This window comes from Bacillus sp. DC4300-2b2, assembly GCF_049895685.1.
Classification (GTDB): domain Bacteria; phylum Bacillota; class Bacilli; order Bacillales; family Bacillaceae; genus Bacillus; species Bacillus safensis.
This window is the reverse complement of record NZ_JAFCSW010000005.1, coordinates 1-18,783: the sequence shown is the minus strand read 5'-3', so window position 1 is coordinate 18,783 and position 18,783 is coordinate 1. Positions and strand designations below refer to the sequence as shown.

The 18,783-nt window shown below is 42.3% G+C and carries 20 protein-coding genes and 1 pseudogene; 16 read left to right on the top strand and 5 right to left on the bottom strand.

All coding sequences use genetic code 11. From position 1 onward, the window contains the following. The first annotated feature begins 27 nt into the window (after positions 1–27). Together ACP69X_RS15640 and rsoA are read left to right on the top strand one after the other, a co-directional pair. A complete protein-coding gene (locus ACP69X_RS15640) occupies positions 28–630 on the top strand; it encodes a sigma-70 family RNA polymerase sigma factor (RefSeq protein WP_149125850.1) in 603 nt (200 codons plus the stop codon). After that, positions 578–799 carry a sigma-O factor regulator RsoA gene (rsoA, locus tag ACP69X_RS15635; RefSeq protein WP_029707333.1) on the top strand — a complete coding sequence of 74 codons (222 nt, stop codon included), beginning with the start codon at positions 578–580 and terminating at the stop codon, positions 797–799. The genes ACP69X_RS15640 and rsoA overlap by 53 nt, the downstream gene beginning before the upstream one ends. 25 nt (positions 800–824) lie before the next feature. Here rsoA and ACP69X_RS15630 read toward each other — a convergent pair whose 3' ends face one another. Next, positions 825–1,805 carry a metal-dependent hydrolase gene (locus tag ACP69X_RS15630; RefSeq protein ID WP_034623275.1) on the bottom strand — a complete coding sequence of 327 codons (981 nt, stop codon included), beginning with the start codon at positions 1,803–1,805 and terminating at the stop codon, positions 825–827. A 191-nt stretch (positions 1,806–1,996) separates the two neighbouring features. On the opposite strand from ACP69X_RS15630, the gene mutY reads away from it, so the two are divergent. Next, positions 1,997–3,097, top strand: coding sequence for an A/G-specific adenine glycosylase (gene mutY / locus ACP69X_RS15625; RefSeq protein ID WP_041087351.1), 1,101 nt, complete (start codon positions 1,997–1,999; stop codon positions 3,095–3,097). On the opposite strand, the gene ACP69X_RS15620 is transcribed toward mutY, so the two are convergent. Next, complete coding sequence (locus tag ACP69X_RS15620) at positions 3,084–3,308, bottom strand: hypothetical protein (protein WP_003217808.1); 225 nt, start codon at positions 3,306–3,308, stop codon at positions 3,084–3,086. The genes mutY and ACP69X_RS15620 overlap by 14 nt on opposite strands. Before the next feature lie 81 nt (positions 3,309–3,389). On the opposite strand from ACP69X_RS15620, the gene fabL reads away from it, so the two are divergent. The 10 genes and pseudogenes from fabL to ACP69X_RS15570 all read left to right on the top strand — a co-directional run bounded on the left by fabL (position 3,390) and on the right by ACP69X_RS15570 (position 12,936). Next, entirely contained in the window at positions 3,390–4,142 is a 753-nt protein-coding gene (fabL, locus tag ACP69X_RS15615) for an enoyl-[acyl-carrier-protein] reductase FabL (protein ID WP_024425211.1), read from the top strand. A gap of 75 nt (positions 4,143–4,217) precedes the next feature. After that, positions 4,218–4,367, top strand: a pseudogene (locus ACP69X_RS15610) (gamma-type small acid-soluble spore protein); the annotation flags it as partial. A 174-nt stretch (positions 4,368–4,541) separates the two neighbouring features. Continuing rightward, the gene (locus ACP69X_RS15605; protein ID WP_041087355.1) at positions 4,542–4,802 is read left to right on the top strand and encodes a YgaB family protein; all 261 of its coding nucleotides are present in this window, start codon (positions 4,542–4,544) and stop codon (positions 4,800–4,802) included. Positions 4,803–4,949: 147 nt separating this feature from the next. Further along, positions 4,950–5,480: a nucleoside tri-diphosphate phosphatase gene (gene ntdP / locus ACP69X_RS15600; protein WP_024425209.1), complete on the top strand. Its 531-nt coding sequence runs from the start codon at positions 4,950–4,952 to the stop codon at positions 5,478–5,480. A 95-nt stretch (positions 5,481–5,575) separates the two neighbouring features. Beyond that, positions 5,576–7,318: an ABC transporter ATP-binding protein gene (locus tag ACP69X_RS15595; protein ID WP_338527684.1), complete on the top strand. Its 1,743-nt coding sequence runs from the start codon at positions 5,576–5,578 to the stop codon at positions 7,316–7,318. Positions 7,319–7,429: 111 nt separating this feature from the next. Beyond that, a complete protein-coding gene (locus ACP69X_RS15590) occupies positions 7,430–8,452 on the top strand; it encodes an ABC transporter ATP-binding protein (RefSeq protein WP_305960733.1) in 1,023 nt (340 codons plus the stop codon). Then, positions 8,421–9,398, top strand: a complete 978-nt coding sequence (locus ACP69X_RS15585) for an ABC transporter ATP-binding protein (protein ID WP_080772273.1) — start codon at positions 8,421–8,423, stop codon at positions 9,396–9,398. The genes ACP69X_RS15590 and ACP69X_RS15585 overlap by 32 nt, the downstream gene beginning before the upstream one ends. Continuing rightward, a complete protein-coding gene (locus ACP69X_RS15580) occupies positions 9,373–10,959 on the top strand; it encodes an ABC transporter substrate-binding protein (RefSeq protein ID WP_426052833.1) in 1,587 nt (528 codons plus the stop codon). The genes ACP69X_RS15585 and ACP69X_RS15580 overlap by 26 nt, the downstream gene beginning before the upstream one ends. Positions 10,960–11,020: 61 nt before the next feature. After that, a complete protein-coding gene (locus ACP69X_RS15575) occupies positions 11,021–12,022 on the top strand; it encodes an ABC transporter permease (protein WP_073978608.1) in 1,002 nt (333 codons plus the stop codon). Between the two features lie 17 nt (positions 12,023–12,039). Then, positions 12,040–12,936 (top strand): ABC transporter permease, encoded by an 897-nt coding sequence (locus ACP69X_RS15570; RefSeq protein ID WP_048240058.1) that lies wholly within the window; start codon positions 12,040–12,042, stop codon positions 12,934–12,936. Between the two features lie 227 nt (positions 12,937–13,163). Here ACP69X_RS15570 and ACP69X_RS15565 read toward each other — a convergent pair whose 3' ends face one another. Both ACP69X_RS15565 and ACP69X_RS15560 read right to left on the bottom strand, forming a co-directional pair. Further along, complete coding sequence (locus ACP69X_RS15565) at positions 13,164–14,237, bottom strand: FUSC family protein (RefSeq protein WP_024425203.1); 1,074 nt, start codon at positions 14,235–14,237, stop codon at positions 13,164–13,166. Between the two features lie 247 nt (positions 14,238–14,484). Beyond that, positions 14,485–15,780, bottom strand: a complete 1,296-nt coding sequence (locus ACP69X_RS15560; protein WP_426052832.1) for a glutamate-1-semialdehyde 2,1-aminomutase — start codon at positions 15,778–15,780, stop codon at positions 14,485–14,487. A gap of 129 nt (positions 15,781–15,909) precedes the next feature. Between ACP69X_RS15560 and bcp the strand changes: the two genes are divergently transcribed. Both bcp and perR read left to right on the top strand, forming a co-directional pair. Further along, positions 15,910–16,377 carry a thioredoxin-dependent thiol peroxidase gene (gene bcp, locus ACP69X_RS15555; RefSeq protein WP_423359691.1) on the top strand — a complete coding sequence of 156 codons (468 nt, stop codon included), beginning with the start codon at positions 15,910–15,912 and terminating at the stop codon, positions 16,375–16,377. A 157-nt stretch (positions 16,378–16,534) separates the two neighbouring features. Continuing rightward, a complete protein-coding gene (gene perR / locus ACP69X_RS15550) occupies positions 16,535–16,972 on the top strand; it encodes a peroxide-responsive transcriptional repressor PerR (protein WP_012009347.1) in 438 nt (145 codons plus the stop codon). Between the two features lie 36 nt (positions 16,973–17,008). Here perR and ACP69X_RS15545 read toward each other — a convergent pair whose 3' ends face one another. Further along, on the bottom strand, positions 17,009–17,356 hold the full coding sequence (locus tag ACP69X_RS15545; RefSeq protein ID WP_047203845.1) for a YgzB family protein: 348 nt from the start codon (positions 17,354–17,356) through the stop codon (positions 17,009–17,011). A gap of 189 nt (positions 17,357–17,545) precedes the next feature. Here ACP69X_RS15545 and ACP69X_RS15540 point away from each other — a divergent pair, with 189 nt between their 5' ends. Further along, on the top strand, positions 17,546–18,424 hold the full coding sequence (locus tag ACP69X_RS15540; protein WP_024425790.1) for a nucleotidyltransferase-like protein: 879 nt from the start codon (positions 17,546–17,548) through the stop codon (positions 18,422–18,424). Positions 18,425–18,783 lie beyond the last annotated feature (359 nt).

Below are 18,783 nucleotides of genomic sequence, written 5' to 3'. Positions count from 1 at the left end.
GTAGAGGGAACAAAGGGGAGGATGCACATGGATTATCGGCTGTTATTGAAAGCAAAATGGAAGGAAATTATTGATCACCCGCTCATTCAGCAGTTTTTAAGCAACCCGAAAAACGAGCAGCTGCTCCGGCAAGTCATGGAAGAGCCAAACGAGGAAAATGCCAAAAAACTAGATTCCGAGTTCAAACAGTTCTATCAGAAAATCCGCATCATCAAGTATATCTCCACAATGATACGCATCTTTTCAGTCGACTTTGACAAACGAGTAAAAAAGAAACAGCAGCGTTTTCCGCTCATACTCGATCATCCTGATACACAAGAAGTGAAAGACCCTGTTCAAACAGATACGTATGAAGCCGTGCTCTTCAACCAGCAAGACCTAGGGGAGCATCTGCAAGATCAAACATTGTACAAGGCCTACCAGCAGCTCACAGACAAACAAAAAATGGTCTTAACTCAAATTTATGTCGAAGGCCAAACGATGAAAGAAATAGCCGATCAGTTCGGCGAAACAAGACAAAACATCTCAAACATTCACAAAAAAGCACTCAACAAACTAAAAGAAGAAACAGGGGGAGATGTCCGTGCACGAAGACAAAATGACCAATGGAGAAATGGAAGAACTCATTGAAACCTTCACACCCATGATCAAAAAGAAACTACAAAACACGGCATATCAAGAAAGAGAAGACCTCGAACAAGAACTCTACATCAAACTCATCGAAAAAATAGACCGGCTGATTTACCAAGAAGGACCTGGATTTTGGGAGTTTATTGTGGAATATATGACGAAGTTGTAAGAGTGAAGCACAAAAAAAGACTCGCTCACACAGAGCCGAGTCTTAATTTTTTTTGCAGTTTTTCTTCACTGAAAATCCAGCCGGTATAGGAATTTTTGATTTGGTGGTCCATGTCGATATGGCAGATTGCGACAAAAGGATAATGACCTTTGCTTCGGTAGCGCAAATCAATGAACCGCACCTCGTAATGATCCTTGTATTTATCCACTTCCCACCGATAGACAGGGGAGAAGGAGAGAAAGGCTGAAATGTTTTCATCTTGTTTGGCAATTTTCATAATCTCTGTGTCAGGGACCGGCACACGGTTAAAGGTGTCTAAAATGACAACCTCTCCGTTCATACTGCGCCCAACATGGAAAGAGGATTTACATTTCACGGCAATGCGCCATTGTCTGAACTTCATTGTAGGCGAAATAATAATCTCTTCAATTTCGTCGAATCGAGCACGCAGCTGACGTTTAATCTGAAGCTGCATGATGACCCTGACGATATAGTAACAGAAAATCACTGCATACAGCGTAATAAACGTATAGCCGGGATGTCCGCCAATCGCCCAAACGACTATGGCGACAAGGTGTGTAAAAAAGATAAACGGATCAAACGTATTAATGATTCCAAGCGCTACCCATTTCTTCGAAAATGGACGAATGGCCTGCGTACCGTATGCATTGAAAATATCGACAAACACATGAAGCACAACGGCTAATAGTGTCCATAACCAAAGGTGAAGTAAATTCGCCCCCGGCACAAATGGGAAAATCACAGCTGGAATCAGCAATGACCAAAACAGTACAGCCGGAATGGAATGTGTAAATCCTCGGTGATTTCTTATATAAACCGCATTATTTTTTAGTTTTAGCACAGTATCAATGTCTGGTGCTTGGGAGCCGGCGATGGTCGCGATCATCACGGCGTGTGCCATGTGTGGATCTGCGCTGACGGCTGGATCTAAAAGTGCAAGTCCCCCAAGAGAAATGCCCATTACTACATGAGTGCCAGTGTCCAATTGATTACCTCCTAGTTGTCATGCTTAGGAACAATCATACAAAGTATACGTCTCCAATCAAGACTATGTGCAAAATCACTTTTGCTTTATCCCGATTTAATGTAACATGTTAACGTATCTACAAACAGTATACAACAAATAAGGTTCTATTCAGAACGTTAGCCCTCGGTCCAATGAGAAGGAGTATAGATATGAAAGACATTCAAGAAAAGCTGGACCGCAAAGATATTGCGGGCTTTCAGCATGATTTAATTGATTGGTATGAAAAAGAACAACGAACATTGCCATGGCGTGAAAATCAAGATCCATACCGTGTCTGGGTATCAGAAGTGATGCTTCAGCAAACGAGAGTAGATACGGTCATTCCGTACTTCAACCGGTTTATGGAGCAATTCCCGACGGTGAAGGATCTCGCTTTAGCTGATGAAGAAAAGGTCATGAAAGCATGGGAAGGTCTTGGCTACTACTCAAGAGTACGTAATTTGCAGGCAGCAGTGAAAGAAGTATATGAATCCTACGATGGCATTGTCCCTAATACGAAAGAGCAATTTTCAAAGCTCAAAGGTGTAGGCCCATATACGAGCGGCGCAGTGCTGAGTATTGCCTATAACAAGCCGTATCCTGCGGTAGACGGCAACGTGATGAGGGTCATTTCTCGTATTTTGTCCATATGGGATGATATTGCAAAACCAAAAACGAGAAATATTTTCGAATTTGCGGTCGATCAGCTCATTTCCCGGGAAAAGCCGTCAGAATTTAATCAAGGGCTGATGGAGCTAGGTGCGCTCATTTGCACCCCAACATCCCCTGCCTGCCTCATTTGCCCTGTGAACATGCATTGCTCGGCATTCGAGGAAGGCGTTCAGCATGAGCTCCCAGTGAAAAGCAAAAAGAAAAAGCCGACTGCGAAATCAATGGCAGCAGCGGTGTTATTTGATGACGCAGGCAACCTATATATTCATAAGCGGCCAAGTACAGGCCTCCTTGCGAATTTATGGGAATTCCCTAACATGGAAACAACAAAGGGAAGAAAAACGGAAAAAGAGCAGCTCATTGATTTCTTAAAAGAGGAGGCGGGTGTACAAGCGGAGCTTGGTGATCTAGAAGGCACCATCCAGCATGTATTTACCCACCTCATATGGAATATTTCTGTTTTCTTTGGACGAGTTACCTCTATATCTGATGACACGATGCTGAAAAAAGTCACAACAGAAGAATTTGAGGCGTATGCTTTGCCAGTCTCACACCAAAAAATTTGGAAGCTGGCACTTGAACAGCCTAGTCGTATTTAACCGTTGTACCGTGGGTATAATCAGCTTCATTCCGGTGCAGACCCCCACGGTCTTCGATTTCTGATATGATTTCTCGATACTTAGATTGCCCTTCTTCATTCAAATAAGGTAAAATTTGTTGGAAAGCATGATGAAAATAAGCAAGCTCAGTATCTTTCCATTGATCCTTGGACATCATGCCAAGCTGGCTTAAATCGCGTCCGACATACATGAATGTAACCTCCTAATAGGAACTTTCCTATTAGTGTGAAGCGAATGAACGAAAACTATTCAAATCAGGAGATGAACCATAATGAGTCAACGTAAATGTGCATTAATCACAGGAAGCAGCAGAGGAGTAGGGAAAGAAGTGGCCCTTCGCCTCGCGGAAAAAGGATATGACATTGTCATTAACTATGCGAGAAGCAAAAAAGCTGCACTTGAAACAGCGGAAGAAATTGAAGCGATGGGTGTTAAAACATTGGTTGTTAAAGCCAATGTAGGCCAGCCTGAGAAAATCAAAGACATGTTTCAGCAAATTGATGAAACCTTTGGCCGTTTAGATGTATTTGTAAACAATGCGGCATCAGGTGTTCAGCGTCCAATCATGGACCTTGAAGAAAATCATTGGGACTGGACGATGAATATCAATGCGAAAGCCTTGTTATTCTGCGGACAAGAAGCGGCGAAACTAATGGAGAAAAACGGCGGCGGACATATCGTCAGCATTAGCTCTCTTGGCTCCATCCGTTACCTTGAAAATTACACAGTAGTCGGCGTATCAAAAGCAGCACTAGAAGCTTTGACACGTTACCTTTCAGTGGAGCTTTCACAAAAAAATATCGTCGTCAACGCTGTATCAGGCGGCGCGATCGATACCGATGCTCTCAAGCACTTCCCGAACCGAGAAGAGCTTTTAGAAGATGCGAAGAAAAATACACCTGCCGGCCGAATGGTGGAAATTAAAGACATGGTCGACAGCGTGGAATTCCTTGTATCAGGCAAAGCAGACATGATTAGAGGCCAGACGATTATTGTCGATGGCGGACGTTCTTTGCTTGTTTAAAAAAATCATGAATAGGATGTACACCTTCTGCACAAATTAATGTGCGTGGAGGTGATAATGATGGATCAACAACAAAACAAAACAAACGCACAACAAGTGAAGAAACAAAACCAAGCTTCTGCACAAGGCGGTCAATACGGCACTGAATTTGCTAGTGAGACTGACGTACAGCAAGTAAAAAAATACAACCAAAAAGCTGAGCAAAACAAACAACAAAACAGCTAATCACTGAAACAAAGGAAAGCACTTCATATACGAATGAAGTGCTTTTCTTTTTGCCTCTCACCACCATCCGACAAAACCTGTAAAACCTCTACATAAACAGTCAAAGGATTTCCTCCTTCTTTCAAGAAATGGTATACAGACAAAAAGTGGATTCGATGAAAAGGGAGGAGTTAGATGTCTGATTTCGATCAGCTTGTAAAAGAACAAATGCAGCTCATGGATCAGCTGCTCGACGTGCAGGGAGAGCTCGATCTATGTTTAGAAACAGAAAAAAAATTGCTGCAGGATGAAAAAAAAGAAGAGTGGCACAGGCTTTGTGTTCAGATCAAACAGAAACGTGAGGAACTGCAAAAAGTGCAAACCTTATTTACAAAACAGACAGAAGAGGTTATCAATTCATATAAACAGATGGAAAAGAGTTCTAGCGTGATGTAAGTCAGTGTGCCGTTCAATTGGGTTGAATGGCTTTTTCATTTCATTTTTTAATGATGTAACGGTATAATATAATAGAGACATGTTTAGTTGGGAAATTAGGTCTTTGGACTGTTAGGTTTGTTTGTTATAGAAAGTAGGGGAGAAAATATGGGCTATCCCAAGGAAGGAGAAACCATCCAAATTCAAAGCTATAAACACAATGGCTTGATCCACAGGATTTGGAATGAAACCACCATTCTGAAAGCAACGGAATTGTGTATCATTGGTGCAAACGACCGTACAATGGTGACTGAATCCGACGGCCGTACTTGGATGACGAGAGAACCGGCTATTTGCTATTTCCATGCAAAACAATGGTTTAATGTAATTGGGATGCTTAGAGATGATGGGGTATATTATTACTGTAACATCAGCTCTCCTTTTGCGACAGATGATGAGGCAATTAAGTATATTGATTACGATTTAGACGTCAAAGTCTTTCCAGACATGACGTACAATATTTTGGATGAGGACGAATATGCAGATCATAAGAGGCAGATGAATTATCCAAAAGAAATCGATAGTATCTTAAGAGAGCATCTGAATACATTACTGCATTGGATTCACCAGCGGAAAGGTCCGTTTGCTCCTGAATTTGTGGATATGTGGTATGAACGTTTTTTACATTATACAAAATAAGCAAGAGCATCAAAAAACCTGTTTGGCTTTTTAGGCTAACAGGTTTTTGACTGCGTACGGATAAGAGGCACTGATAGATTGGGAAGGAGATTTACATGGGGGTCATTAAACGCTACATGGCTTTTGTAACACCGTATAAAAAACAGATTGCATTAACAATGGTCATCGGGATGATTAAATTCTCGATTCCGTTAACATTGCCTCTGCTTTTAAAGTATGTCATTGATGATGTCATTCAAGGCTCGGGGTCGCCTGAAGAAAAGACATCAACTCTACTGATCATAATGGGAATCATGCTCGTATTATTTTTAGTGATGAGGCCGCCTGTTGAATACTATAGACAATACTACGCACAGTGGACAGGCAGTAAGGTATTATTTGATATTCGGGAAAAGCTGTTCTCGCATATTCAAAAGCTAAGTCTTCGTTATTATGCCAACACGAGAACAGGAGAAATTATTTCAAGAGTGATCAACGATGTGGAGCAGACAAAGGAATTTGTTATCACAGGTCTTATGAACATTTGGCTGGATATGATGACTGTACTGATCGTGATCGCTATTATGTGTACACTGGATCTGAAGCTCACCATCGTGTCTGTCATTATTTTTCCGCTATACGCGTTTGCAGTAAAGTATTTTTACGGACGACTTCGCAAGCTCACAAAAGAGCGGTCACAGGCGCTGGCTGAAGTGCAAGGGCATTTGCACGAGCGTGTTCAAGGAATGCCGGTCATTCGCAGCTTTGCGATTGAAGAATATGAACAAGAGAATTTTCATGATGAAAATAAAAATTTCTTAAACAAAGCAATCAACCATACGAATTGGAACGCCAAAACATTTGCTGTCGTCAATACCATCACCGACATTGCGCCGCTGTTAATCATTGCATTTGCGGGTTACACCGTGATTAACGGGTCACTTTCAATTGGGACGATGATCGCCTTTGTCGGCTATATTGACCGGATGTACAATCCGATTCGCCGTCTCATTAACTCATCCACGACGCTAACCCAGTCCGTTGCATCAATGGATCGGATCTTTGAGTTTATTGATGAGCCATATGAGGTCACAGACCGGCCGCATGCAAAAGAAGCCAATCATTTAAAAGGAGAGGTAGAGTTTAAACATGTGTCGTTTCGTTATGAACACACGCAGGAAGAGATTCTGCACAATATCTCCTTGAAAGTAGAAAAAGGACAAACGGTTGCGCTTGTAGGAATGAGTGGTGGAGGAAAATCGACACTCGTCAGCTTAATTCCAAGGTTTTATGATGTCACAAACGGGTCACTTGAAATTGACGGCATTGATATAAAAGAGTACAAAGCAAGAAGTCTTCGAAATCAAGTCGGAATGGTGCTGCAGGATACATTCCTATTCAGTGACACGATTAAAGAAAATATTGCGGTTGGTGACCCTGAAGCACCTTTTGAAAAAATCGTGTCGGCTGCAAAAGCGGCAAATGCACATGATTTTATTATGTCTCTTCCTGAAGGATATGACACGAAAGTAGGAGAACGGGGCGTAAAGCTGTCAGGCGGACAAAAACAGCGGATTTCCATTGCAAGGGTATTTCTAAAAAATCCACCGCTGTTGATTTTAGACGAAGCGACGTCTGCACTTGATTTAGAAAGTGAGCATTACATTCAAGAAGCGATGCAAAAGCTGGCGAAGGACCGCACAACCTTTATTGTCGCACACCGCTTATCAACCATTACACATGCTGACCAAATTGTGGTCATGGAACAAGGCGAAATTGTGGAAAAAGGAACACACGAAGAATTAATGAACCGAGACAGCCACTATCGTCATTTATTTACCATTCAAACATTAAATTAGTAGAAGCCTATCCGATTCTAGCGGATAGGCTTTTTTATGTTGTCAAAAACATGACATATTTCCCAGCTTGTCTCAATACAATTTTAAAAAGTATGACGGGGTGGTGAATATGTGAAAGAACAAGACGTGCTGCTAGATGTCAAACAGCTGTCCATTGCGTTTCAGCAGAAAAAGCAAAAAGTGCCCATCGTCCATCACATATCGTTCTCAATTCAAAAAGGAGAAACGTTAGGGATTGTGGGCGAATCTGGCTGCGGGAAAAGTATCACAAGCATGTCATTAATGGGACTGAATCAGCAAACAGATACAACGGGCGAGATTCATTTCGAAGGGCAAAATCTGCTGTCACTTTCAGAGAAAGAGTGGCGAGAGATAAGAGGAAATGACATTTCGATGATTTTCCAAGAGCCCATGACCTCTCTGAACCCATTAATGACCATCGGCAAACAAATGACGGAAGCCCTTTTCACACATCAAGCAATCGGTCAAAAAGAAGCAAAAGCGAAGGCGGTTGATCTGCTTCAAACTGTCGGATTGAAGCAAGCAAAATCACTGCTGAAAAAATATCCACACGAATTATCAGGCGGCATGCGCCAGCGTGTCATGATTGCGATGGCAATGCTTTGTCACCCAAAGCTCATGATCGCTGATGAACCGACAACTGCACTTGATGTCACCATCCAAGCGCAAATCCTTCGTCTGCTCAAAAAGCTGAACGAAGAGATGGACACTGCTATTTTATTTATTACTCACGATCTAGGCGTGGTGCGGCAAATATGCCAGCGAGTCATGATTATGTATGCCGGTCGAATTGTAGAAGAAGGAACCGTTGACCGTATTTTTCAAAAACCTCTGCATCCCTACACGAAAGGTCTTTTCGCCTCAGTCCCATCGTTTAAAGAGAAAAAAGAAAAACTCATCTCTATTGCAGGTCATGTGCCTAAGCCAGGGGCCATCCGGTCCGGCTGTCAATTTGCACCACGCTGCCCATATCAAATGGCGCAATGTCTTGAAACAGATCCAGCCTTACAATCCATTGAACACGATCACCGCGTGGCATGTTTTCTAATGGAAGGAGGAGAAGACACTGAGTCACCCACTCTTGCAAGTGAATCAGCTGACAAAACGCTATGACACAGCCGCTTTTTTTTCTAAACATAAACAATCGACTTTGGCTTTAAATCAAGTGTCCTTTCACGTGAAGGAAGGAGAAACGCTTGGCATTGTTGGTGAATCAGGCTGCGGGAAATCAACACTTGGCAAAAGCCTAATGAGATTGACTGAACCGACGTCAGGCTCTATTCAATTAAAAGGGCAGGAGATCACCCTTCTGAAAGAACGAGACATGCGTTCCTTAAGAAAAGATATTCAAATGATCTTTCAAGATCCTTATGCTTCTTTAAATCCGAGAATGAAAATCAAAGATATTTTAGAGGAACCGCTGATTGTTCATCATCATGGGACGAAAGCAGAAAGACGGAAACGGGTTAAAGAGATGCTGCACATTGTTGGATTTGATCCTTCCTACGGGGAACGTTATGCGCACCAATTCAGCGGCGGACAAAGGCAGCGTATTGGCATTGCTAGAGCGCTCATTACGCACCCAAGTCTTGTCATTGCCGATGAACCAGTTTCGGCTTTAGATGTATCCGTTCAAGCGCAAATTTTGAATTTGATGCTTGAATTACAAAAGACGCTTTCTCTGACGTATCTATTTATTTCTCACGACCTTGGGGTTGTCAGATATATGAGCGACCGGATCGCCGTCATGTATGCTGGGCGCATTGTCGAGATGGGGCCTGCCGAAGAGGTGTTTCACAGCCCGCTTCATCCCTATACGTCGCTGCTTCTGAAATCCATTCCACATATGGATCACGTACTAGAGTCGCAAGATGTGGCAGCAGAAGAGACCACAATGGCGGAACGCGGCGGCTGTCCTTTCTACAAAAGGTGTCCAAAAAGATGGGAGAAATGCCTGAAAGCAGTTCCTGCTTTGTATGAGAAGGAATCGGGACATGCGGCTGCATGTTATTTATATCAAAAGGAGGAACACAATGAAGAAGACATGGTTATTCAGTAGTTTCATTTTTGTGCTGGCACTGGCGCTCTTTTTAGGGGGATGCTCATCATCACCGACATCGGAAGAAAAAGCAACAAAAGACACCCTCGTATTTGGCAGAGGGGGAGATTCCACTTCACTAGATCCAATCACAACGACAGAAGGTGAAACCTTCAAGGTCACAGAGAATATATTTGAAAAGCTTTTGAATTACGGTGAGAAAGACACGACCATCCATCCTGGCCTCGCAACAGAATGGGATGTTGCAAAGGACGGAAAATCATACACGTTCTACTTAAGAGAAGGTGTGAAATTTCACGATGGCACAGATTTTAACGCAGAAGCAGTGAAATTCAACTTTGACCGCTGGATGAATGGAGACGCAGAAAAGTTCCCTTACTATGGCATGTTTGGCGGCTATAAAAAAGATAAAGGGCATGTCATTAAAGACATCATCGTCAAAGGCGAGCATGAAATTGAATTTCAGCTAAAGCGCCCGCAGGCAACATTCCTTAAAAACATCGCTATGTCACCATTTGGCATTGCCAGTCCAGCGGCTATTGAAAAAAGCGGTGATTCATTTAGAGAAAATCCGGTGGGGACAGGACCATTCAAGTTTAAAGAGTGGAAGCAAAACGACCGTATCGTGTTAGAAAAGAATGACGATTATTGGGAGAAGGATAAACCAAAGCTGAATCAAATCATCTTCCGCTCCATTCCAGAAAACTCTGCTCGTTTAAATGCCCTTAAAACAGGCGAGATCGACTTAATGGATGGCGTGAATCCGTCAGATTTAGATGGCATTAAAACCGACAAAGCACTCCAGCTCATTGAAAGACCATCGATGAACGTAGGCTATATCGGTCTGACCGTCACAAGAAAGCCGCTTGATAACAAGCTGGTTCGTCAGGCACTCAATTATGCGGTCGATAAAGAATCGATTATTGAGTCATTTTATGGCGGACTTGCTGAGCCCGCAAAAAATCCATTGCCGCCAGCTTTAGAAGGCTACAATGATGACATTGAGCCATATCCGTATGATCCAGAAAAAGCGAAAGAACTATTAAAAGAAGCGGGCTTCCCTGATGGCTTTCGCATCAAACTTTGGGCGATGCCTGTACCACGTCCATACATGCCAGATGGGATGAAGGTAGCAGAAGTCATTCAGTCAAATTTTGAAAAAGTCGGTGTCAAAGCAGAAATTGTCACATATGACTGGGCGACCTATTTAGATAAAGCAAGTAAAGGGGAAGCAGATGTGTTCTTATTAGGCTGGACAGGCGACAATGGCGATCCTGATAATTTCATTTACACACTGCTGGACAAAGACAGCATTGGCGGAAACAACTATACATTCTTCGAAAACGATAAAATGCATGACATCCTCATTGAAGCGCAAACAGACACAGATCAAAAGAAACGAAATGAGCTGTATAAAAAAGCGCAGGAAATCATTCATGACGAAGCGCCTTGGATTCCATTGGTGCATTCAATTCCAATGCTTACCGCATCTAATGATTTAAAAGGCTACCAGCCGCATCCAACTGGCTCAGAGGCTTTAACTGACGTGTATTTCGAATAAGCAAATAAGGGAGATCTTGTATCTCCCTTATTCAAACAAAGATGAAGGCGGTGAAAGCTGTTTGTTTGCTTATTGTATGAAGCGGGCAGGAATGCTCATCCCAGTACTGATCGGAATGACATTGGTCGTGTTTTCAATTATTCGTTTTATACCTGGAAATCCAGCGCAGGTCATCTTAGGACAGCGGGCAACGAAAGAGGCAGTAGAACAATTAACGATCCAGCTCGGTTTAGATCAGCCATGGTATGTTCAATACGGTCATTATATGCTTGGCCTTTTAAAAGGGGATTTAGGGACTTCTATTCGAACAGGAGCGGCTATTGCCCAGGAAATGAAGCCTTACTTATTTGCGACGTTAGAATTGACCTTTTTTGCCATGGTGCTGGCGATTGTTGTGGGAGTGAATGCCGGAATCATTAGTGCTTGGTTTAAGCATTCTTTCTTTGATTATGCCGCGATGTTTATTGCACTTATCGGAGTGTCCATGCCGATTTTCTGGTTAGGCTTAATGGGGCAGTGGCTGTTCTCGATCGAATTAGGTATTTTGCCGACAACGGGCCGAGAAGACGTAAGGAATCCAGTGGAGTCGATCACGTATATTCATACACTGGACACGCTTTTGCAAGGCCGGTTTGATCAATTCGCTGACAGTATCAAGCATTTGATCTTACCAAGTACAGCACTCGCCACAATCCCTGCTGCGATTATTGCGAGAATTACAAGGGCAAGTATGCTGGAAGTGCTTCATTCAGACTTTATTCGAACAGCAAAAGCAAAAGGGGTACGTTCATTGTTCATCATTTATCAGCATGGTCTGAAAAATGCGCTCATTCCGATCTTGACGATTATTGGTCTTCAGACAGGCCTCTTGCTTGGTGGAGCGATTTTAACAGAAACCATTTTTGCTTGGCCGGGGATTGGCCGGTATATATATGACGCCATCAGTTATCGTGATTACCCAGTCATTCAAACAGGCATTCTCGTCGTTGCGTTTATATTTGTCCTGATCAATTTCATTGTGGACATCTTGTATGCGGTCATTGATCCAAGGATTAAATATTAAGGAGGGAGAGTGACAATATGGAAGCACAAAAAGAGCTTGACCCACCTCAGCCAAAAGATGAACGCCCTCAATCATTGATTCTTGAATCGATGAAACAGTTCTTTCAGCACAAGCTGGCGGTTATCGGCAGTGTAATAGTCTTTTTATTTCTCATCCTAGCAATCTTTGCCCCGCTCATTGCTCCTTATGGAATCAATGAACAATCACTCGGTGAGCGATTTAGTGCTCCTTCAGCTGCACACTGGTTTGGTACGGATGATTTTGGCAGAGATATCTTTTCAAGAGTTGTGCATGGTGCACGGATTTCCTTATGGGTCGGCTTCTTCTCGGTCCTCGGGTCTGTCATTTTAGGCACACTGCTTGGATTGATAGCTGGCTATGGAGGAAGAGTGCTAGATGCTGTGATCTCCAGATTGTTTGATATTTTACTTGCTTTTCCTAGCATTCTATTAGCGATTGCTATTGTCTCCATTCTAGGCCCCTCCTTACAAAATGCCCTTATTGCCATTGCGATTATCAATGTCCCAACCTTTGGACGGCTCGTTCGTTCAAAAGTGCTGAGTATTAAACAAGAAGAATACGTGCTGGCAGCAAAGGCGGTGGGAATGTCACACCGCCGCATCGTACTGCGTCACATTCTGCCAAATAGTATGGTCCCAGTCATTGTACAGGCAACGCTAGCAATCGGAACGGCAATTATTGAGGCAGCCGCTTTAGGCTTTTTAGGGTTAGGTGCACAGGCGCCAAGTCCAGAATGGGGGAAAATGCTCGCCGATGCGAGACCTTATCTCGTTCAAGCCCCTTGGACATTATTCTTCCCAGGGATAGCAATCATGCTGACGGTTCTAGGCTTTAACCTGATGGGGGATGGATTAAGAGACACACTGGATCCTAAAATGAAGAAAATAAAATAAGACCGATTCTCAGAATCGGTCTCAGCGCGCGGGCAAACCCTCGCATTCGGTGTCAGTCCTGCGTGCCGGTGCTCACGAATACTCAATTCGCTCCGCTCCGGTACTCGTTCTTCCTAGACTGCAAAGGTTTTCAGGTCACGCTGAAAAGAAGACAAAGAGCTAAATCAAGATCATTTTAGCTCTTTGTCAACAATTTAAGACCGATTCTAGGAATCGGTCTTTTCTATTTATGCTTCTTTTTCTTCTGTCTCAATCTCACTATCTTTTGGGTGATACGTCTGGAAGCTTGTAATCAATGTATCTAAATGTTCTAATTCATCACGGTATTCGATGATGCTGGACATGACATTCAGCATGTTGTAATCGAGTAAGTCGTTTTCTTGGTTTTGCTGATGCTGAATAAATGATTTCGTTAACGTCTCAAGGCGAAGAGAGCATTCATTTTGAAATTCATCGTCCTGCGGCTTCATTTTTCCGACGAATTTCATCAAGGTGCGCTCATGCCAATACAGTAAATAATCAATTTCATCCGTTAAGCTTTCCCTGAAATGCTCTGGCATCAAATGAATTTCATTTTCTAATTTATGAAGCTTTTTCAGCAAATACAGCGCGCGATTTGATGTCATAATGGCCTGCCTGAACAAAACAAGCTTTCTTGATTTGACATAGGTGGTTTTCTTTAAATAGCTTCGTTCCTCTTTGTATAACAAGTAAATGTGATCTAATTTGATCATGCGTTCTTTTATTTGATCGATGTCATCCTTTAAAGTGGAATGATCAGTAGACTGTCTGGAGGTCAGACGGATCCATTTTAAAATCTCCTCCGTATTTTCCATAATGTGATGAACAAGCTTTGTTTCATACTTTGGCGGCAAGAAGATTAAATTCACTAAAAATGAAGAAAGAACTCCTAACACCACAGTAGCTGTTCGGATTAAGGCAAAGGAAAGGAAATGATCCCCTGCACTTTCTAAAATCGCGATGACGGTTACAAGTGCAATCGGAATGGTGTGTTCAATCTTCAGCTTTAAATTAATGGCGATGACCATGACGGCGGTTAAACCGATAATGACTGGTCCTGTGCCAAAAAGCAGACCGAACGTAATGGCAAGCGCTGCTCCAATAATATTGGCTTGCACTTGATCAACAATGGTTAAAAAAGATCGATAAATAGATGGCTGGATAGCAAATACAGCTGCAATTCCCGCGAAGACGGGCGTTGGCAACCCAAGCCATGTTGCCAGGTAAAGCGCGAGTACAATGGCAATACCAGTTTTTAAAATACGGGCTCCAAGTTTCATTGGTTTTGTCCCTGCATTCCTTTCTTTTCGATAATAGATGATCACTCGTCATTTATCATTCATATTTTGATGAAACAACTAAGTAATATACAGCGGTCTTCCGAAATATTCAAGTGATTTTTGAAAGTTCATGAAAACATCTAAAGAAGGTATTGAGAAGAAATGTAACAGATTCGCACGCTTTTGACAAACAAGAGTTGGTCAATAAAAAAACAGGCGCATGTTTTTACGCCTGTTTTGGACATCATTATGATTGTTTCAGCTGTGCAAATGCATGATCTACTGCTTGCAGCGTCTCAGAAATATCTTTTTCAGTATGTGCGATCGTTAAGAACCAAGCTTCATATTTAGAAGGAGCGAGGTTAATGCCTTGCGTGAGCATTAATTTGAAGAAGCGGGCAAACATTTCGCCATCCGTATTTTCAGCCTGTTCGTAGTTCACAATCGTTTCTGTTGTGAAATAAATTGTGAGAGCACCTTTTAAGCGATTCACAGTAATATTTACTTGATGCTTTTTGGCATGGGCTAAAATGCCTTCTTCTAACATAGCGCCAAGCTGATCAAGACGTTCGTAAACGCCGTCTTCTTTTAACACTTCCAAGCAGGCAATACCTGAAAGAATGGATGCAGGATTTCCTGCCATTGTGCCAGCTTGATAGGCTGGTCCAAGCGGAGCAACTTGTTCCATAATTTCTTTTTTACCGCCGTAAGCTCCGATAGGAAGTCCGCCGCCAATAATTTTTCCTAATGCAGTAAGGTCAGGTTTTACTTGAAGCAAGTCCTGTGCACCGCCATACATAAAGCGGAAAGCGGTAATGACTTCATCATAAATGACCAGTGCGCCTTTTTCATGTGTGAGGTCATTGACCTGCTGCAGGAAACCGTCCTTAGGTTCCACGATGCCGAAGTTCCCGACAATTGGCTCGACAAGGACAGCTGCTACTTCATCTCCCCAGCGATCTAATGCTTCTTTATAGCTGTCAATATCATTAAATGGAACGGTAATGACTTCATTGGCGATACTCTTTGGTACACCCGCGGAATCAGGTGTTCCTAAAGTGGAAGGGCCAGAGCCAGCTGCCACTAGTACAAGATCAGAGTGGCCGTGATAACACCCGGCAAACTTAATGATTTTTGTTCTGCCTGTATATGCGCGAGCCACTCGAATCGTTGTCATCACCGCTTCTGTACCTGAATTGACAAAACGAACTTTGTCCAAAGCAGGCATGGCTTCCTTCAGCATTTTAGCAAAAGTGACTTCATGCTTCGTTGGTGTTCCGTAAAGGACACCTGCTTCAGCCGCTTTCGTGATGGCTTTTGTAATATGCGGGTGGGCGTGTCCTGTAATAATTGGACCGTATGCTGCTAGATAATCGATATAACGGTTTCCGTCAACATCCCAAAAATAAGCGCCTTCTCCTCTTTCCATCGCAACGGGTGAACCGCCGCCTACTGCTTTATATGAACGAGACGGGCTGTTGACACCTCCAACAATGTGCTCCAGCGCCTCTTGATGTAATTTTTCTGATTCTGTGAATTTCATAAATAGCCTCCTATCTCAACGTATCACGTCGTCTATCATTATTTTAACATGCCGATGCAAGCGTCCTTAGTTGAATATCCTCTCAAAATTGGATAGGCTAATTAAAAAATAGGTTGGAGGGATTGTGTCATGACAATCGAAGTAGGGCAGCAAGTACCTGACATTGAATTAACCGGTGACAATGGGGAGAAAGTAAAGCTTTCTGATTTTAAAGGAAAACATATTGTCCTTTATTTCTATCCAAAAGATATGACACCAGGCTGTACAACAGAAGCATGTGATTTCCGCGACCGCCATCAAAGCTTTGCAGAGCTAGATGCTGTCGTTATCGGCGTAAGCCCAGACAGTCAGGACAAGCACCAAAAGTTTAAAGAAAAACATGATTTGCCGTTCCTGCTCCTTGTAGATGATGAACAGAAATTGTCTGAAGCCTTTGGCGTATGGAAGCTGAAAAAGAACTTTGGCAAAGAATATATGGGAATCGAGCGTTCAACGTTTCTTATTAATAAAGAGGGCACGCTTGTGAAAGAATGGCGAAAAGTAAAGGTAAAAGACCACGTAGAGGAAGCGCTTGAGGAATTGAAAGCTCACGCTTAATATCCTAACAGGATGAGATCGGCAGTCATGCCGGTCTTTTTTGTAAGGAAGAATAGGTAAAAAAGAGGATTGTAATTGACAAAGTTTCGGCTCTGGGGGTACACTATTTATAAAGATTACAATATAAGAATATTTTTGAAGAGAGGTGCATGATGAAATGGCTGCTCACGAACTAAAAGACGCTTTAGATGCTCTAAAAGAAACCGGTGTTCGAATTACTCCGCAGCGCCATGCCATCTTGGAGTTTCTCGTAAATTCTATGACTCACCCAACCGCAGACGATATATATAAAGCACTTGAAGGAAAATTTCCAAATATGAGTGTCGCAACGGTTTACAACAATTTACGAGTCTTCCGGGAATCTGGATTAGTAAAGGAATTAACGTATGGTGATTCCTCAAGCCGATTTGATTTTGCGACATCTGACCATTACCATGCGATTTGTGAAAACTGCGGAAAAATCGTGGACTTTCACTATCCTGGCCTTGATGAAGTTGAACAGCTTGCATCCCATGTGACGGGCTTTAAAGTTAGTCATCATCGCTTGGAGATCTATGGAACTTGTCAAGAATGTGCGAAAAAAGAAAATCATTAATGAAAAAAGCTGACCGGTTAAATGGTCAGCTTATTTTTATGACTTTTTTCGATTGTAGGATTCATCAAACTCTTTACCTTCTAATGTTGGATCAAGTGTAAGCGGCTCCCTGCAATGCATGCACATGTCCACCCGCCCAAGCACTTTTGTTTCCTTCTCACAGCCTGGACAAACGACACGTACTGCCTTCGTAGAAAGCATACCAATCCAAAAGTAAACGGCTGTACTTAATCCAATCGATAAGACGCCGAGCAGCATAAAGAAAGTCGACAGCCAGATCGATTCCTTGAAGAACACACCGATATACATGATCAGAAAGCCAACAAAAACCAAACTAAGTGCAAATGTTCTGATTTTATTAATCTTACTGGAGTATTTCGCCATCCCTAGTCCCCCTTGTCTCCAATATAGCACATTTTACCTTTCCGTTTGAATTAGTTATAGAGTTTTGTGAATAAATTGCTTATAATGATTCAATGATCTTTTTTCATGTATTGAAGGAATTTTGATTCTATGAGGAGAAATACATAGCATTAGAGAAGAACTTTACACCCGAGTATTGGAGGAATCACTATGGAAAATCTTCTCCGTCCTATTTATCAAGAGAGAGCAAGCCATCCAGATACATTAGCTGTGATTATAGTAGAAAGAAGACATAAAGTATCTTCTGAGACGGATAACTTTGATGCAGCACTTTTAGTCATCGTAAAAGAAGCGGAAGAGCCGTTATTTATCAAGCACTATGAATCCGATCACCAAACAGCTTCTTTAAACGTTGTCACAGATGATCAACTGAAGGAATGGATTACCCTCGGTACTAACCGACGAATCATCGATTGGATTTTAAATGGAAAAGTTCTGTTTGATCGAAATGAATATATCTTCAACTTAATTGATGAATTAAGTACATTCCCGTTTTCAAACCGCAAGCTCAAAATCGGTTTAGAATATGGCAAGCTCATTCGCAGATATATAGAAGGAAAAGCATTTTTTGAGTCAAATCAATTCCTTGATGCATATAATTCCATTGTGCATGCCCTGCATCACTTAGCACGTATTGAAGTAATTGATAAAGGCTTCCACCCAGAGGTGACCGTTTGGAACCAAGTGCGTCATATGGAGCCGGAAGTATACAAACTTTATTCAGAACTGATTGAAAGCCATGAGAGTCTGCATAAGCGTTTGGAACTTTTATTTTTAGCAAATGATTTTTTGATCCACTCAAAAGCAGAAATTGGCGCCGCTCATTTGCGTCATGTCATGGAACAGAAGGATATATGGCTTTTTGGTGAGCTTCTTGCACACCCTGATCTAAAGTATTTCACGCCTGACCTTAGCGTGATGATTGATTTCTTTGTGGAAAAAGGAATTGTTCAAGTGGAGCCAATTGAGACAAAGGGACAAAAAATCTATCATCGAGGATATTTTGTGAAAAAAGATATTGACGCATGAATGTTATGATGGTATATTATTAAACGTCGCTAACGAGCAACTGAGTTGCTTTGAAAGAAAAGCTGACAAAAAGAAATTCTAAAAAACACTTGACGCATACGGTGCTCAAATGTTATATTAAGAAAGTCGCCTCTGAGCGATAATGAACATGATCTTTGAAAACTAAACAAGACAAAACGTACCTGTTAATTCGAGTTTTTATAAAAAAATCCTATGATACTTCATAGGTAGTCAGTCAAACTGGCGAGGCAGGAAATGATCACATGCTAAGTTCGCTACATCGTGTAGCAACGCATGTGTGATATGCATCCTGCATACCTCGGAGAGTTTGATCCTGGCTCAGGACGAACGCTGGCGGC

Coding starts and splice junctions, on each gene's coding strand:
- ACP69X_RS15640 (WP_149125850.1), top strand. CDS start 28: ATGGATTATCGGCTGTTATTGAAAGCAAAATGGAAGGAAATTATTGAT.
- rsoA (WP_029707333.1), top strand. CDS start 578: ATGTCCGTGCACGAAGACAAAATGACCAATGGAGAAATGGAAGAACTC.
- mutY (WP_041087351.1), top strand. CDS start 1,997: ATGAAAGACATTCAAGAAAAGCTGGACCGCAAAGATATTGCGGGCTTT.
- ACP69X_RS15620 (WP_003217808.1), bottom strand. CDS start 3,308: ATGTATGTCGGACGCGATTTAAGCCAGCTTGGCATGATGTCCAAGGAT.
- fabL (WP_024425211.1), top strand. CDS start 3,390: ATGAGTCAACGTAAATGTGCATTAATCACAGGAAGCAGCAGAGGAGTA.
- ACP69X_RS15605 (WP_041087355.1), top strand. CDS start 4,542: ATGTCTGATTTCGATCAGCTTGTAAAAGAACAAATGCAGCTCATGGAT.
- ntdP (WP_024425209.1), top strand. CDS start 4,950: ATGGGCTATCCCAAGGAAGGAGAAACCATCCAAATTCAAAGCTATAAA.
- ACP69X_RS15595 (WP_338527684.1), top strand. CDS start 5,576: ATGGGGGTCATTAAACGCTACATGGCTTTTGTAACACCGTATAAAAAA.
- ACP69X_RS15580 (WP_426052833.1), top strand. CDS start 9,373: ATGAAGAAGACATGGTTATTCAGTAGTTTCATTTTTGTGCTGGCACTG.
- ACP69X_RS15570 (WP_048240058.1), top strand. CDS start 12,040: ATGGAAGCACAAAAAGAGCTTGACCCACCTCAGCCAAAAGATGAACGC.
- ACP69X_RS15565 (WP_024425203.1), bottom strand. CDS start 14,237: ATGAAACTTGGAGCCCGTATTTTAAAAACTGGTATTGCCATTGTACTC.
- ACP69X_RS15560 (WP_426052832.1), bottom strand. CDS start 15,780: ATGAAATTCACAGAATCAGAAAAATTACATCAAGAGGCGCTGGAGCAC.
- bcp (WP_423359691.1), top strand. CDS start 15,910: ATGACAATCGAAGTAGGGCAGCAAGTACCTGACATTGAATTAACCGGT.
- perR (WP_012009347.1), top strand. CDS start 16,535: ATGGCTGCTCACGAACTAAAAGACGCTTTAGATGCTCTAAAAGAAACC.
- ACP69X_RS15545 (WP_047203845.1), bottom strand. CDS start 17,356: ATGGCGAAATACTCCAGTAAGATTAATAAAATCAGAACATTTGCACTT.
- ACP69X_RS15540 (WP_024425790.1), top strand. CDS start 17,546: ATGGAAAATCTTCTCCGTCCTATTTATCAAGAGAGAGCAAGCCATCCA.